This is a genomic window from Amycolatopsis sp. NBC_00345 (assembly GCF_036116635.1).
In the GTDB taxonomy this organism is placed as follows: Bacteria; Actinomycetota; Actinomycetes; order Mycobacteriales; family Pseudonocardiaceae; genus Amycolatopsis.
Window position 1 is genome coordinate 3,121,583 of sequence record NZ_CP107995.1, and the last position, 16,896, is coordinate 3,138,478.

General features: G+C 74.0%; 2 protein-coding genes and 1 pseudogene. All 3 read right to left on the bottom strand.

What is annotated here, in order from left to right:
• Window positions 1–104 precede the first annotated feature (104 nt).
• Window positions 105–5,858 (bottom strand): SDR family NAD(P)-dependent oxidoreductase, encoded by a 5,754-nt coding sequence (locus tag OG943_RS13950; RefSeq protein ID WP_442874785.1) that lies wholly within the window; start codon window positions 5,856–5,858, stop codon window positions 105–107.
• A gap of 13 nt (window positions 5,859–5,871) precedes the next feature.
• Window positions 5,872–16,764: a type I polyketide synthase gene (locus tag OG943_RS13955; RefSeq protein WP_442874786.1), complete on the bottom strand. Its 10,893-nt coding sequence runs from the start codon at window positions 16,762–16,764 to the stop codon at window positions 5,872–5,874.
• A gap of 60 nt (window positions 16,765–16,824) precedes the next feature.
• Window positions 16,825–16,884 (bottom strand): annotated as a pseudogene (locus OG943_RS48335) (polyketide synthase docking domain-containing protein); the annotation flags it as partial.
• Window positions 16,885–16,896: the final 12 nt, after the last annotated feature.

The following is a 16,896-nucleotide window of genomic DNA, read 5'->3' on the forward strand; positions in this document are numbered from 1 at the left end:
GGGAACGCGGGCGTGTCCGCCGACCGTGCCGGTCTCCCGCCACAACCTTGCCGGACATGGCACTAGTGCTGTCACTAGTTGCTCGCGCCGTCGCCACGCCGGTGCTATCCGCGCCCGAGTTCCTTGTCGATGAAGGCGAACATCTCGTCGTCGCTGGCCGCGGTGAGTTCGCCGGTCTCCCCGCTGTCCTGCTCGCCGGCCGCCTCCAGCCGCCACTGGAGCGAGGCAAGCCGCTTCACCAGCAGGGAACGGGTATCGGCATCCAGTTCCGACGCCGACACCGCCGTTTCGAGCTTTTCGAGTTCCGCCAGCAGCGGAGCCGGTCCGGCGTCCACCCCCAGCTCCCCGCGGACGTGCCGGACCAGCGCGGCCGGGGTCGGGTGGTCGAAGATCAGCGTGATCGGCAGCCGGACGCCGAGGTCGGCGGCCAGCCGGTTGCGCAGCTCCACCGCGGTCAGCGAGGTCATGCCCAGTTCGAGGAAGCCGCGCTCGGGCTCGACGTCGCCCGCCGAGCCGTACCCCAGTACCGCCGCGACGTGGCGGTGGACCAGGTCCAGCACCAGCTTCTCCTGCTCGGCCGGGCTCCGGCCCGCGAGCCGGTCCAGGATTCCGGGCCCTGCGGTGGCGGCCGCTTCGTTCCCGGCGAGCCGCCGCGCGGGGGCCGGCACCAGCTTGCGCAGCAGCGCGGGGACGATCTCGCTTCGGCCGATGGCCCGCACGTCCAGCGGAGCGGTGACCATCAGGGAGTCGTCGACGGTGGCCGCCCGATCGAACAGGCCGAGGCCCTGTTCGGCAGTCATCGCCAGGACGCCGTCGCGGCGGAACCGGGCGAGGTCGGTCGCGTCCAGCCGTCCGGTCAATTCACTGCGCTGCTCCCAGAAGCCCCACGCCAGCGACGCCGCGGGAAGGCCGTCGGCCCGGCGATGCTGGGCCAGTGCGTCGAGGAAGGTGTTCGCCGCGGCGTAGCCGGCCTGCCCGGCCGCGCCGGAAACCCCGGAGAACGACGAGAACAGGACGAACGCCGAAAGGTCCGCGCTCCGGGTGAGCTCGTGCAGGTTGAGCGCGGCGTCGACCTTGGGCCGCAGGACCTTCTCCACCCGCTCTCCGGTCAGCGCGTCGAGTACCCCGTCGTCGAGCACCCCGGCCAGGTGCACCACCCCGGACAGCGGATGCCCGGCGGGAATCCGCGCCAGCACCGCGGCCAGTTCGCCGTAGTCCGCGGCGTCACAGGCTTCGACGACGACCTCGGCCCCCATCCCGGTCAGCTCGTCGCGCAGTTCCCTCGCTCCGGCAGCATTGAGACCGCGGCGGCTGGTGATCAGCAGCCGGCGTACCCCATGTTGTCCGACCAGGTGACGGCACAGCAGCGCGCCCAGGGTGCCGGTGCCGCCGGTGACGAGCACGGTGCCCGAGCCGGTGGGGTCCAGCTGCCAACCTGACGGGCCGGCTGGATCTGTTGGCTCTGCTGGGTTTGCTGGGTCTTTGACGGCCTTCGCGCGGACGAGCCGGGCGGCGGTGATAGTGCCGCGGCGCAGCGCGATCTGTGGTTCACCGGCGGCGACGGCGCCGGTGATCGCGGTGACCAGCGCCTTACCGGAGCTGTCCTCGTCGTCGAGGTCGACCAGGGTGATCCGGCCGGGGTTCTCGGACTGGGCCGACCGCACCAGTCCCCACACGCCCGCTTCGGCGAGTCCGGGCACGTGCTCGTCCGGTGCGGCGGCGACCGCCTGGCGGGTGAGCACGACCAGGTGCGCGTCGTCGAACCTGCGGTCGCGCAGGAATTCCTGGACTGCTTCCAGTACGTCGCGGACCGCCTGGTGCGCGGCCTCCGCGACGTCGGCACCGGTCGACGGCGCCACAGGCAGCAACAGCAGGCTCGGGACGGCGTCATCAGCGGTCCCGAGTTCGCCGAGGTCCGCGAAACCGGTCGCCGGTACACCGGAACGCTCCACAATGGACAGAATCGGCCCGTCGCCGAGCACGGCCCAGTGACCGGTCGGTTCACGGCCGTCACCGCCGGGCACGGGGACCCACTCGACCTGGAACAGCGAGTCCCGGTGGGACGGCCCCGCGGGCGCGAAACCGCCGGCCGGGATCGTGCCCCGCCGGACCGAACCGGCTTTCAGCACCGGGGCGCCGGTCAGATCGGCCGCCGTGACCGACCATCCGCCGGGCGCGGCCGGGGCGAGGCTGATCCGCAACGCGGTCGCGCCGGTGGCGTGCACCTCGACGTCCTGCCAGACCGAGGGCAGGCCCGGACCGCCGTCGGGCCCGGCGTCCGGCGCGAGGGCCGCGGCGAGAGCGGTCTGCAGCAGCGCCGGGTGCACGGCGAACCGGGATCCGGCCGCGCGGACGGCTTCGGGCAGCGCGGTCTCCACGAAGACTTCCTCGCCGCGGCGCCACACGGCGACGAGGTTGTGGAACACCGGTCCCGGGTCATGTCCGGCGGCGAACGCGGCGCCGAGGAAATCGTCGATCTCCACCGGCTGCGCGCCTTCCGGCGGCCAGCTCGCCTCGACGGGGGCCGGGATGCCGGCGGAGGCCGCCGACAGCGTCGCAGTGGCGTGGCAGGTCCACGGCCGGTCGCTTCCGGGGTCTTCGGCCCGGGAGTAGACCGCGACCGCGCAGCGGCCGTCGTCCTGGGCGGCCTCGGTGTCGGCGGTGGCGTCCACGACCACCTGCAGCTGGACCGACTCCCCCTCGCCGAGGACCAGCGGCCGGTGCACGGCCAGTTCGTCGAGCACGCGGCGGCCGGCCTCGTCACCGGCGCGGACGGCCCATTCGACGAAAGCGGTGTCGGGGACGACAACCGAGCCGAGGACCACGTGGTCGGCCAGCCAGGAATGCGACGCGAGCCCGATCCGGCCGGTCAGCACGACACCATCGCTGCCGGCCCGGCCGAGCGTGGCACCCAGCATGGGGTGGTCGGCCAGGTCCAGGCCGAGGTCCGCCGGGTTCGCCGAGCCCTCCCGCGGTTCCAGCCAGTGCCGCTCGCGCTGGAAGGCGTAGGTCGGGAGGTCGGCCCGGCGGCCACCGGCCACGAGGTCGCGCCAGTCGAGCGGGACGCCGTGCACGTGCGCCTCGGCGAGTGCGGTGAGCAAACGGGTCCGGCCACCGTCGTCGCGGCGCAGCGAGCCGAGCACCACGGCGCCGGTGGCGCCCGCGGAGTCGATGGTGTCCTGCAGGCCGGTGGCGAGCACCGGATGGGGCGAGCACTCGATGAACACCTCGTGCCCGGCGTCGAGCAGGGACCGGACCGAGGCCTCCAGCTGCACGGTGGTGCGCAGGTTGGTGAACCAGTAAGCGGCGCCGAGCTCGGCGGTGTCGATCCAGTCGCCGGTCACCGTGGAGAAGAACGGCACTTCGGAGCTGCGCGGCGTGATCGCGGACAGGCTCGAGGCGAGCTCCTCGCGCAGCTCGTCGACCTGAGCCGAATGCGACGCGTAGTCCACGGCGATCTTCTTCGCCCGCACGCCTTCGCCCGCGTACGAGGCAATCAGCTCGTCCAGTGCCTCGGGCTCCCCGGAAACGACCACTGTGGACGGTCCGTTGACCGCGGCGACCGAGACCCGGCCCGCCCAGCGCTCCAGCCGGCTCAGCACCTCCTCGTGGTTCGCCGCGACCGACACCATGCCGCCCCGGCTGGACAGTCCGCGCGCGATGGCCTGGCTGCGGACCGCGACGATCCGGGCGCCGTCGGCGAGCGACAGTCCACCCGCGACACACGCGGCCGCGATCTCGCCCTGTGAGTGGCCGATGACCGCGGCGGCCTCCACCCCGTGGGCCAGCCAGACCGCGGCCAGCGAAACCATCATCGCCCAGAGCGCGGGCTGCGCGACGTCGACCCGGGAGAGGTCTGCCGAGCCCTCGTCGCCGCGCAGCACCGAGGCCAGCGACCAGTCGGTGAAGGGCCGCAAGGCCTCCTCGCACTCGGCGATCCGGGCCGCGAACGCGGGGGACGCCCGCAGCAGTTCGGCGCCCATCCCGATCCATTGGGAACCCTGGCCGGGGAAGACCAGCACGGCGCCGCGGGCGTGGGCGGCGCCGCCGGAGACGAGGCCGGCCGCCGGCTCCCCCGCGGCGATCGCCCGCAAGCCGGCGAGCAGCTCGTCCTGGCCGGTCCCGACGACGACCGCCCGCCGTTCGAGCGAGGCGCGCGTGGTGGCCAGGGAGAACGCCGTGTCGGCGGGAGCCTGCGGTGCTTCGGTGAGGAATCCGAGCAGGTTGCGGGCCTGGGCCCGCAGGCCGCGCTCGGTTCGAGCCGACAGCAGCCACGGCACGATCGGGTCCGGGGTGCCGGGCTCCGGCGCCGGGGTGGCCGCGGTGGCCCGGGTGCCCGGGGTAGTGGCGGCCGGGGTGGCCGAGGTAGCGGCGGCGTCCGGGATGTCCCGGATGCCCGGGGTAGCGGTGGCCGGGGTAGCCGGGGTATCGGCAGCCGGGGTGGCCGAGGTAGCGGCGACGTCCGGGGTCGCCGGAATGTCTGCGGGGGCCTGTTCGAGGATGACGTGGGCGTTGGTGCCGCTGATCCCGAACGAAGAGACCCCGGCGCGGCGCGGGCGGCCGGTCTCCGGCCAGGGCATCCGCTCGGTGGTCACCGCCACCCCGCCGGCGGACCAGTCGACGTGGGAGCTGGGGGCGTCGACGTGGATCGTCGGCGGCAGCACCCCGTGCCGCATGGCCATGATCATCTTGATCACGCCCGCGGCGCCGGCCGCGCCCTGGGTGTGGGCGAGGTTCGACTTGACCGAACCGATCCACAGTGGACGGTCGCGGCCGGGGCCGTAGGCGGCGAGCAGGGCCTGCGCCTCGATCGGGTCGCCGAGGGTGGTCCCGGTGCCATGCCCTTCGACCGCGTCGATGTCGGCCGGGGTGAGCCCGGAGGCGGCCAGCGCGGCCTTGATCACCCGCTGCTGGGACAGGCCGTTCGGCGCGGTCAGGCCGTTCGACGCGCCGTCGGAGTTCACCGCGCCGCCGCGCACCACGGCCAGCACCTCGTGGCCGTGGCGCCGGGCGTCGGACAACCGCTCCACCACCAGGACGCCGGCGCCTTCCGACCAGCCGGTGCCGTCGGCGGCCTCGGCGAACGACTTGCAGCGCCCGTCGGGCGCGAGCCCGCCCTGCCGGGTGAACTCGACGAACCCCGACGGCGTCGCCATCACCGTCACGCCGCCGGCCAGCGCCAGCGAGCATTCACCGTTGCGCAGGGCCTGCGCGGCCAGCTGCAGCGAGACCAGCGACGACGAACAGCCGGTGTCGATGGTTACCGAAGGGCCTTCGAAGCCGAACGAGTAGGACACCCGGCCCGAAAGGACACTCGCGAGCAGCCCGGTGGCCGCGTGGGCGTCCGCTTCGGCACCCGCCTTCGCCACCAGCTCGGCGTAGTCCTGCCCGGTCGTGCCGATGAACACCCCCGTCCGGCTGCCGTGCAGCGACAGCGGGTCGATCCCGGCGCGCTCGAGCGCCTCCCACGCCGTCTCCAGCAGGACCCGCTGCTGCGGATCCATCGCCGCGGCCTCGCGGGGCGAGATCCCGAAGAACGCGGCGTCGAAATCGGCCACGTGGTCCAGGAAGCCGCCCTCACGGGCGCCGCTGCGGTCGCGGCCCTCGCCGCGGAGCGCGTCGAAGTCCCAGCCCCGGTCGGTGGGGAACGGCCCGACGGCGTCGCGCCCTTCTTCGACCAGCTGCCACAGCGCCTCGGGCGAGCTCACCCCGCCGGGGAACCGGCAGCCGATCCCGACCACGGCCATCGGCTCGACCGTCGCGGCGACGAGCTGCTCGTTCTGCCGGCGCAGGCGCTCGACCTCCTTGAGCGACTTGCGCAGGGCCTCGACATACGGCTCGGGCGAATTCGTCATCAGTTCCACTCCAGCATCAGTTCGTCGTGCCCTCGGCGGCGAGCCGCAGCAGGCTTTCGGCGTCCATGTCGTCGATCGAGCCGCCATCGCCGGGCAGCTCCCCGAACTCACCAGGCCCGTCGGAAAGCGGCCGGTCGGAAAGCTGCAGCAGCATGTCCAGCAGGCCCGACTGCCGGAGGCGGCCGATCGGGATGGCGGCCAGCGCGGCCCGCACCCCGGCCTCCTCGCCGTCGGCCGGGGCCGCCGCGCCGTCCGGCAGGAGTTCGGCGAGCAGGTGCCGGGTCAGCGCGTCCGGCGTCGGGTAGTCGAAGACGAGCGCCCCGGGCAGGGCCAGCCCGGTCACCGAGCCGAGCCGGTTGCGCAGCGCCACCGCGACCACCGAGTTCAGCCCGAGGTCGCGGAACGGCCGGTCCGCCGGCACGGTTTCGGCCGAGTCGTGCCCGAGCGCGGCCGCCACCTCGGCGCGGACGACCCCGAGCAGGGCGCGGCCGCGTTCGGCGTTCGGCAGGCCGAGCAGGCGCTGCTTGAGCGCCGGCTCCTCGGTGTCGGCCGGGACCTCAAGTGCGGCAAGGACTTCGGGGAGTGTGGACAGCAGCGGGCTCGGCCGCATCGCGGTGAACGGCGGGGCGAACCGCGCCCAGTCGACGTCCGCGACCGTCAGGGTGGCCCGGCCCTCGTCGAGGGCGCGGCCCAGCGCGGAGATCGCCAGTTCCGGGTCCATCGGGCCGACCCCGGCCCGCTGCAGCGCGGCGCGGACGCCGGCTTCGGCGGCCATGCCGGTCTCCCCCCACGAGCCCCAGGACACCGAGGTCGCGGCGAGTCCCCGGCTCACGCGGAGTTCGGCCAGCGCGTCGAGGTAGGCGTTCGCCGCGGCGTAACCGGGCTGCCCGCCACTGCCCCAGATCGCCGCGCCCGAGGAGAACAACACGAACTGCTCGAGGTCACCGGTCAGCTCGTGGAGGTTCCGCGCGCCGGCCAGCTTGGAGCGGAGAACGGCCGCGAGCCCCTCGGGGGTCAGTGCCGCCACCGGGTCGTCGTCGGGCACCCCGGCGGCGTGGAACACCGCGGTCAACGGGAACTCCGCCGGGATCCGGCCCAGCAGCGCGGCGAGTGCCGCGCGATCGCCGACGTCGCAGGCTTCCACCGTCACCCGGGCGCCAGTGTCCTCCAGTTCGGCGCGCAGGGTGTCGGCGCCGGGGGCGGCAGGCCCGCGCCGGCCGGCCAGCACCACGTGGCCGGCCCCGTTCGCGGCGACCCATCGGGCCACCCGAGCCCCGACCCCACCGGTGCCGCCGGTGACCAGCACCGTCCCATGTGGACGGTACGGGGACCCCGTGCGCCCACCGGCGGCCGGCGCGCGCACCAGACGGCGGCCGAACACGCCCGACGAGCGGACCGCCACCTGGTCTTCGCGGTACGCGCCGGCCAGTACCCCGGTGAGGTGGGCCGCCGCGCGGGCGTCGAGCACCTCGGGCAGGTCGACCAGGCCGCCCCAGCGGGGCGGGTGTTCCAGCGCCGCCACGCGGCCGAAGCCCCACAGCGCGGCCTGCACCGGGCGAAGCGTCCCGTCGCCGGAACCGGCGGCCACCGCGCCGCGGGTCAGGCACCACAGCGGTGCTTCGAGACCCAGCTCGCCCAAGGCCTGGACCAGCGCCACCGTGCCGGCCAGCCCACCTGGGACGTCCTCCGCGCACGGCTCTTCGTCGAGACCGAGCAGCGAGACGATCCCGGCCGGGGTCACGCCGTCGAGCGCGGATTTCACCTGCTCGGCCACGCGTTCGCGGCCGGCGGCGGTGATCACCTGGCACCGGACCGAAGCACCGGCCGCGTGCAGGGCGGCGGCGACCTCGTCCGAGAGCGGGCCGTCCTCGGCGGTGACGAGCAGCCAGGTGCCATCCGGTTCCGCGTCGGCCGCGGTCACCGGGTGCCACTCGACGCGGTAGCGCCAGCCGTCGACGACCGAATCACGGCGGGACCGGGCGTGCCATTCCGACAGGGCCGGGAGTACCGCCTCCAGGGGCCCGAACTCGCCGTCGAGCCCCAGCTCCCCGGCCAGCGACTTCACATCGCCGCTCCGGACCAGCTGCCAGAACTCGGTGTCCGGCGCCGGGCCGGGCTGGGCCGCCGGCTCGCGTTCGGCGTCGGCCCAGAAACGGCGGCGCTGGAAGGCGTACGTGGGCAGGGTGACCGTTCGCGGGTCGCCGTCGGCGAACACGCTGCTCCAGTCCACCGGCACGCCGTGCGTGTGCGCTTCGGCGAGCGAGGTGAGGAAACGCCTCGTGCCGCCTTCGTCCCGACGCAACGAGCCGAGCACCGCGCTCGAGTCACCGCCCTCGGATTCGACGGTCTCCTGCACGCCGCCCAGCAGCACCGGATGCGGGCTCGCTTCGACGAACACCCCGTGTCCGCCGGTCACCAGCGCGCGGGTCGCCCGCTCCAGCTGAACGGTCTGCCGCAGGTTCGTGTACCAGTAGCCCGCGTCGAGTCCGGTGGTGTCGATCAGCGCGCCGGTCACCGTCGAGCAGAACGGCACCTGGGCCGCCCGGGGCCGGACCGGGGCGAGGACCCGGAGCAGCTCCTCGCGCACGGTCTCGACCTGAGGGCCGTGCGAGGCGTAGTCCACGGCGATCCGGCGGGCGCGGACGTCCTGGCTCACGCACTCCGCCAGCAGCCCGTCGAGCGCGGCGGGCGTGCCGGACACCGCCACCGACGACGGGCCGTTGACCGCGGCCAGCGAAACGCTTTCGCCGAACGGCAGCAGCAGGTCCGAAACCCGCTCGGCCGACGCGGCGATCGAGACCATCCCGCCGAGGCCCGAGAGCCCCAGCAAAGCCTTACTGCGCAAGGCGACCACCCGCGCGGCGTCTTCGAGGGAAAGGGCGCCGGCCACGTGGGCCGCCGCGATCTCGCCCTGCGAGTGGCCGATCACGGCGGCGGGCTCGACGCCGTGGGATCGCCACACCTGCGCCAGCCCGACCATCACCGTGAACAGCGCGGGCTGGACGACGTCGACGCGCTCCAGCCGGGCCGGGTCCCCGATACCGGCGACGACGTCCTCGACCGGCCAGTCCACGAACGGGGCGAGGGCCTCGGCGCAGGATCGCACGCTGTCGCGGAACACCGCCGAGGTGGCGAGGAGTTCCCGGCCCATCCCCCACCATTGGGAACCCTGTCCGGGGAACACGAACACCGGCAGGCCCGCACCGGCGGCCTGGCCGGTCACGACCGACGGCGACGGCCCGTCTTCGGCCAGCGCGGCCAAGCCGTCGAGGAAGTCCTGCCGGGTCTCGCCGAGCACCGCGCCGCGGTACGGCAGGGGCGCGCGGGTGCTGACCAGCGACCAGCCGACGTCGACCGGGGGCAGTTCGGGGTTCCGGTCCGCGAAGGCCCGGAGCCGGGCCGCCTGCTCGCGCAGCGCCCGGTCCGACGCCGCCGAGAGCACCCACGGCCGGGTGCCGGTGCCGGGCTCGCGCGGCGCGGGCTCCGCCGGGACCGGTGCCTGTTCGAGGATCACGTGGGCGTTGGTGCCGCTGATGCCGAACGACGAGACCGCCGCGCGGCGCGGCCGGTCCAGCTCCGGCCAGGGCGCCCCTTCGGTCAGCAGCTCGACGGCGCCGGCCGACCAGTCCACTTGCGACGACGGCTCCTCGGCGTGCAGGGTCGCGGGCATCACGCCGTGCCGCAGCGACTGCACCATCTTGATCACGCCCCCGACGCCCGAGGCCGCCTGCGCGTGGCCGAGGTTCGACTTCAGCGAGCCCAGCCGCACCGGCCGCGCGCGGTCCTGGCCATAGGTGGCCAGCAAGGCCTGCGCCTCGATCGGATCGCCGAGCCGGGTGCCCGTCCCGTGGGCCTCGACCAGGTCGACGTCCGAAGTGGACAGACCGGCGTCGGCCAGCGCCGCCCGGATCACCCGCTGCTGGGACGGACCGTTGGGCGCGGTCAAGCCGTTCGACGCGCCGTCGGAGTTGACCGCGGCACCGCGCACCACCGCCAGCACCTCGTGGCCTTGGCGCTGGGCCTCGGAAAGCCGCTCCAGCACGAGCATGCCGACGCCCTCGGACCAGCCGGTGCCGTTGGCGTGGTCGGAGAACGCGCGGCACCGCCCGTCGGGGGAAAGCCCGCCCGCGCGGGCGAACTCGCTGAAGCTGTCCGAGGTCGCCATCACCGTCACGCCGCCGGCGAGCGCGAGCGCGCACTCTCCGCTGCGCAGCGATCGCACGGCCATGTGCAGTGCCACCAGCGAAGACGAGCACGCGGTGTCCACAGTGACCGACGGGCCCTCGAGACCGAGCGTGTACGACAGGCGGCCCGACATCACGCTGGAGGTGTTGCCGGTGAGGATCAACCCCTCCAAGCCTTCGGCCGCGCGGCCCAGTGTCTCGGTGTAGTGGGTGTGGCTGGCGCCGACGAACACGCCCGCCTGGCGGCCGCGCAGGGTGTTCGGCGCGATGCCCGCGCTTTCGACGGCCTGCCAGGTGCTTTCGAGCAGCAGCCGCTGCTGCGGGTCCATCGCCAGCGCCTCGCGCGGGGCGATCCCGAAGAACTCGGCGTCGAAGTCGGCGACGTCGTAGAGGAAACCGCCTTCGCGCGTTTCGCTGCTGCCGGGCCCGCCGCCGGCGAGCATCTCGAGATCCCAGCCGCGGTCGGTCGGGAATCCCCCGATGGCGTCCGAGCCGGTCCGGACGAGCTGCCAGAGGTCCTCCGGGGAGCGGACCCCGCCGGGGAAGCGGCAGCTCATGCCCACGATGACCACCGGGTCTTCGGCCGAGCCCGAACCAGCAGCGTCCGAACCAGCAGAGCCCGGCCCGGCGACACTCGCCGGGACGGCCGGCTGGGGGGCGTCGGCGCCGTCCAGCTCACCGAGCAGGAACTCCGCGAGGCCCTCGGGCGTCGGGTAGTCGAACACCAGCGTCGAGGGCAGCCGGAGGCCGGCCGCCTCGGCCAGCCGGTTCCGCAGCTCCACGGCGGTCAGCGAATCGAAGCCGTGCTGGCGGAAGCTCTCCCGGGCGTCGATCGAGGCGGACGACGTGTGCCCGAGCACCGCCGCCGCGTCGGAGCGCACCAGGTCGGTCAGGAAGCGCAGGCGTTCCGCGGCGGCGAAACCCGCGAGCTGCTGGGCGAGGTTCGCCGCCGTGCCACTCGGCGAGGTCTTCGCGGCCGTGCGGCGGACTCCGCCGGCCAGGCCCTGCATCAGCGGCTGCACGTGGGCCCGGGACCGCAGGGCGCCCGCGTTGACCCGCATCGCGACCACCAGTGCCTCGTCGGCGGCGACCGCGGCGTCGAACAGGGCCAGGCCCTGCTCCGCGGTGACCGGCGGGAGCCCGGCGTTGTCCATGCGGCGGACGTCCACCTCGCTCAGCCCGTCGGTCATCCCGCTGCTGTGCGCCCACGGCCCCCAGGCCACCGAGGTCGCCGGCAGGCCCGCACGCCGGCGTCGCTGGGCGAGGGCGTCGAGGAAGGTGTTCGCGGCCGCGTAGTTGCCCTGGCCCGGGCTGCCCAGCACCCCGGCGACCGAGGAGAACACGACAAACGCGGCGAGGCCGAGGTCACGGGTCGCTTCGTGCAGATGCCAGGCGGCGTCGACCTTCGGCCGCAGGACCCCGTCCAGGCGTTCGGGGGTCAGCGATTCGACGAGGCCGTCGTCGAGCACACCCGCGGTGTGCACCACCGCGGTCAGCGGGTGCGCGGTGGGAATCCCGGCGAGCAGTGCGGTGACGGCGTCCGCGTCGGAGGTGTCGCACGCGGCGATCGTGACCTCGGCACCGGCGGCGGCCAGCGTGTCGCGGAGTTCGGCCGCGCCCGGGGAATCCGGGCCCCGGCGGCTGGCCAGCAGCAGGTGCCGGACCCCGCGCGTGGTGGCCAGGTGCCGGGCGAGCAGGCGGCCCAGCCCGCCCGTGCCGCCGGTGACGAGCACGGTGCCTTCGGCGTCCCAGACCGGCGGCATGGTCAGGACGATCTTGCCGACGTGGCGCGCCTGGCTCATGTGGCGGAAGGCGTCCTTCGCGCGCCGGACGTCCCAAGTGGACACCGGCAGCGGCGTCAGCGCGCCGGTGGCGAACAGCGCCGAGAGCTCCGAAAGCATTCCGCTCGTGCGGTCCGGGCCCGCGTCGGCGATGTCGAACACCCGGTACGTCACGGCCGGGAGGTCAGCCGCGTCGCGCAGGTCGGTCTTGCCCATCTCCAGGAACCGCCCGCCCGGGGCGAGCAGCCGCAGTGAGGCGTCCAGCAGCTCGCCGGTGAGCGCGTTGAGCACGACGTCGACCCCGCGGCCGCCGCGGGCCTCGCCGAAGCGCTGCTCGAAGTCGGTGGTCCGGGAGGAGGCGATGTGGTCGTCGGGCAGGCCGAGTCCGCGCAGGACGTCCCACTTGCCTTCACTGGCGGTCGCGTAGACCTCGGCACCGAGGTGCTTCGCCAGCTGGATCGCGGCCATGCCGACCCCGCCCGCGCCGGCGTGGATCAGGACCGACTCGCCCGGCCGCAGCCCGGCAAGATCGGTGAGGCCGTAATACGCGGTCAGGAACACCAGCGGCACCGAGGCCGCCTCCGCGTCCGACCAGGCGCCCGGGACCCTGGTCAGCAAACGCTCGTCGGCGACCGCGAGCGGGCCGAACCCGCCGGCGACCATGCCCATGACGCGGTCGCCGGGCCGCAGGTCCGAGGCGTCCGGACCGGCCTCGACCACCACGCCCACCGCCTCGGCGCCGAGCGGGCCGGGATCACCGGGGTACATGCCGAGCGCGTTGAGGACGTCCCGGAAGTTCAGGCCCGCGGCGGTGACGCCGACCCGGACTTCCCTGCCGCTCAACGGTTCCGCTCCGGTCGAGGGCAGCAGCACGAGGTTGTCGACGCTGCCCCGCCGGTGGGTGCCGAGCCGCCACGGTGCGTCGCCCGCCGGAACGGTCAGTGCCGGGCCGGTCGCGAGACGCGCCAGCCGGGCGCGGAGGACGGCGTCGCCGCGCAGCGCGAACTGCTGCTCGCCGGAAGCGAGCAGATTCGGCAGTGCAGCGGCGATTCCGGTGCCTGCGTCGAGGTCTGTATCGAGGTCGACGAGCAGGAACCGGCCGGGGTTCTCCGCCTGCGCCGAGCGGATCAGGCCCCAGATCGCCGCAGCCGCGAGATCCGGTGCGTCCTCACCGGCGGTGGAGACCGCCCCGCGGGTGACGACCACGAGCCGGGATTCGGCGAACCGGTTGTCGGCCAGCCAGGACTGCACCAGGCCGAGCACCTGGGCGGTCAGCTCGTGCACTTCGGCCGGGCCACCGCCGTCGAGGTCTCCGGCGATCGGCATCAGGACCGCGTCGGGGACCTCGGCCAGTTGGGCCAGCGTCGGCGCGATCGGGGCCGAAAGTGCCGGCGCCAGGCCGAAAACGTCCGGTCCCAGAACCGCGCAGGTGACACCCGGCGACCGGGGCTCGGCGGGCGCGGGGATCCAGTCGACCCGGAAGAGCGAGTCCGGCGCACCGTCCGAGGGGGCGGCGGGGGCGTCGTTCGAGGCCTCGCGCAGGACCAGCGACTCCACGGTGATCACCGGTGCGCCTTCGACGTCGGCGACGGCGAGCGCGACGGTGTCGTCGGCGGTTCGGCTCAGCCGGACGCGCAGCTGCTCGGCGCCACCGGCGTGCAGGGACACGCCGGTCCAGGTGAACGGGAGCAGACGCTGCCCGTCCGTGCCGAGCCCGGCGAAACTCGTCGCGTGCAGGGCCGCGTCCAGCAGCGCCGGGTGCAGGCCGAACCGTTCGCCGCCGCCGGCTTCCTCCGGCAAGGCGATGTCGGCGAAGACCTCGTCACCTCGACGCCACACCGCGCGCAGCCCCTGGAACGCCGGGCCGTAAGCGAATCCGGCCTCCGCGGTCTCCTCGTAGAACCCGTCCAGGCCGACCGCGGTCGCGCCCTCGGGCGGCCAGACGGTGGTGTCGAACGCCGCCGCCTGCCCTCCGGTGGCGAGTGTGCCCATCGCGTGCCGTACCCACGGCTGGTCGGGGGCGCCGGCCGGGCGGGAGTAGACGGTGACCGCGCGCCGGCCCGATGCGTCCGGGCTACCGACGGACACCTGCAGCACGACGGCGTCTTCCGTGCCCAGCACCAGCGGCGCGGCCAGGGTCAGTTCCTCCACCAGGTCGCAGCCGGCCTCGTCGCCCGCGCGTACGGCCAGCTCGAGGAAACCGGTGCCGGGAAAAAGCACGACGTCGCCGACCGCGTGGTCGGCGAGCCACGGATGGGTCGCCACCGAGAGGCGCCCGGTGAACAGTTCGCCGTCGCTGCCGGCCGGCGAGACCGACGCGCCGAGCAGCGGGTGCGCCGCCGGGACCAGGCCGGCCGCGGAGAGGTCGCCCACCGCCGGAAACGGCGCCGGCCACAGGGTTTCGTGCTGGAAGGCGTAGGTCGGGAGGTCGACCCGGCGGGCGTGGGCGCCGGCGAAGAACTGCTTCCAGCCGACGACGGTCCCGGTGACGTGCAGCCGGGCGAGCGCGGTGAGGACGGCGTCCTCCTCGCCGCGGTCCTTGCGCAGCAACGGAACCGCCACCACGCTCCCGGGGTCGTCGGCCAGGGTTTCCAGTGCCATCGCCGACAGCACCCCGTCCGGGCCCAGCTCGGTGAAACAGGTGACGCCGGCCCCGCGCAGCGTCCGGATGCCGTCGGCGAACCGCACCGCTTCCCGGACATGACGGACCCAGTAATCCGGGGAGCACAACTCATCCGTGGCCAGCTGGCCAGTGACGTTGGAAATCACCGGGATCCGGGGCGCGGTGAACGTGACGCCCTCGATCGCGCGACGGAACTCCGCCAGCATCGGATCCATCAACGGTGAATGGAACGCGTGCGACACCGTGAGCCGCTTCGTTTTCCGGCCCTGCGCCGAAAAGACCGCGACAATCCGCTCAACCGCGTCGACCGCACCGGACACCACCACCGCGGCCGGACCGTTCACACCGGCGATCGCCACCTGGCCGTCAAGCAACGGGGTGACTTCGTCTTCGCTCGCTTGCACCGACGCCATCGCGCCACCGGCGGGCAACGCCTCCATCAATCGAGCACGCGCGGCAACCAGCGCACACGCGTCCGGCAAGGAGAAAACACCCGCGGCATGAGCGGCGGTGACCTCGCCGATCGAGTGCCCGGCGGTGAACTCGGGCTCAATCCCCCACGACCGCGCCAACCGGAACAGTGCCACCTCGACCGCGAACAACGCCGGTTGAGCCCAGCCGGTGCGGTTCAACACCTCCGCGTCATCGCCCCACATGACGTCACGCAACGACCCGTCCAACCGGACGTCGAACTCGGCGAACACCTCGTCGATCGCCTCCGCGAACACCGGAAACCGCTCGTACAGCTCGCGGCCCATACCCAGCCGCTGGCTGCCCTGGCCGGAGAAGAGCATCGCGACCGAACGCTCTTCGGCCACCCCCCGGACGACCTCGTCACCCAGGAGCACGGCCCGGTGTTCGAAGACGGAGCGGCTGGTGGCCAGCGAGTACCCGAGGTCCAGCGAGGTGAGGCCCGGGTTCGCGGCCACGAAGGACGTGAGGGTGGCGAGCTGGGAGTCCAGCGCGGCCGCCGACCGCCCGGAGACCAGCCAGGGCACGACCGACGGCGAGTAAGCGGGCTCGGCTCCGGCAGTCTCCGGCTCGGGGCCGGCTTCGGCGATCTCCGGCGCCTGCTCCAGGATCACGTGCGCGTTCGTGCCGCTGATCCCGAACGAGGACACGCCCGCCCGGCGCGGGCGGTCCGCCACCGGCCACGCGGCCGGCTCGGCCAGCAGCGCGACCGCGCCCTCGGTCCAGTCCACCTGGGTGGACGGCGTGCCCAGGTGCAACGTCCTCGGCGCCTGGCCCGCCCGCATCGCGAGCACCATCTTGATCACGCCCGCGACGCCGGCGGCGGCCTGGGTGTGGCCGATATTGGACTTGAGCGAACCGAGCAGCAGCGGAGTTTCCCGGTCCTGTCCGTAAGTCGCCAGCAGCGCCTGCGCCTCGATCGGGTCGCCCAGCGCGGTGCCGGTACCGTGCGCCTCGACCACGTCGACGTCCGAAGTGGACAGACCGGCGTCGGCCAGCGCGGCCCGGATCACGCGCTGCTGCGAAGGACCGTTCGGCGCGGTCAGGCCGTTCGAGGCGCCGTCGGAGTTCACCGCGCTGCCGCGCAGCACCGCCAGCACCGGGTGGCCGAGCCGCTGGGCGTCGGAAAGCTTTTCCAGGACCAGCACGCCCACGCCTTCGGCCCAGCCGACCCCGTCGGCGTCGTCGGAGAAGGACTTGCAGCGGCCGTCTTCGGCGAGCCCGCGCTGGCGGGACATCTCGACGAACACCTCCGGCGTCGACATCACCGCGACCCCGCCCGCGAGCGCCAGGGTGCACTCGCCGCCGCGCAGGGCCTGCGCGGCGAGGTGCAGGGTCACCAGCGAGGACGAGCAGGCCGTGTCCACGGTGACGACCGGGCCTTCGAGGCCGAGGGTGTAGGCCACCCGCCCGGAGACGACGCTCGGCGCGCTGCCGTTGCCGCGGAACCCGTCGAACTCGTCGCCGGCGAGGATCGAGGCGTAGTCGCTGTACATGACGCCGGCGAACACCCCCGTCCGGCTCCCGCGCAGGGCGACCGGGTCCAGGCCCGCCCGCTCGATCGCCTCCCACGACACTTCGAGCAGCAGCCGCTGCTGGGCGTCGGTCGCCAGTGCCTCGCGGGGGGCGATGCCGAAGAACCCCGGGTCGAATTCGCCCGCGCTGTGCAGGAATCCACCGGAGCGGGTGTAGGAGGTCCCCGGGTGCCCGGGGTCCGGGTCGTAGAGGCCGGCCAGGTCCCAGCCGCGGTTGCCCGGGAACCCGGTGATGGCGTCGATACCGTCGGCGACGACCTGCCACAGGTCCTCCGGGGAGGCGATCCCGCCCGGGTAGCGGCAGCCCATCCCCACGATGGCGATCGGCTCGTGCCCCCGGGATTCGAGCTCCTCGACCCGCTCCCGCGCACCACGGAGATCAGCCGTCACGCGTCGCAGGTAGTCGACGATCTTGTCCTGCTGGTCTTCCTGCACTGGCTTGTCCTC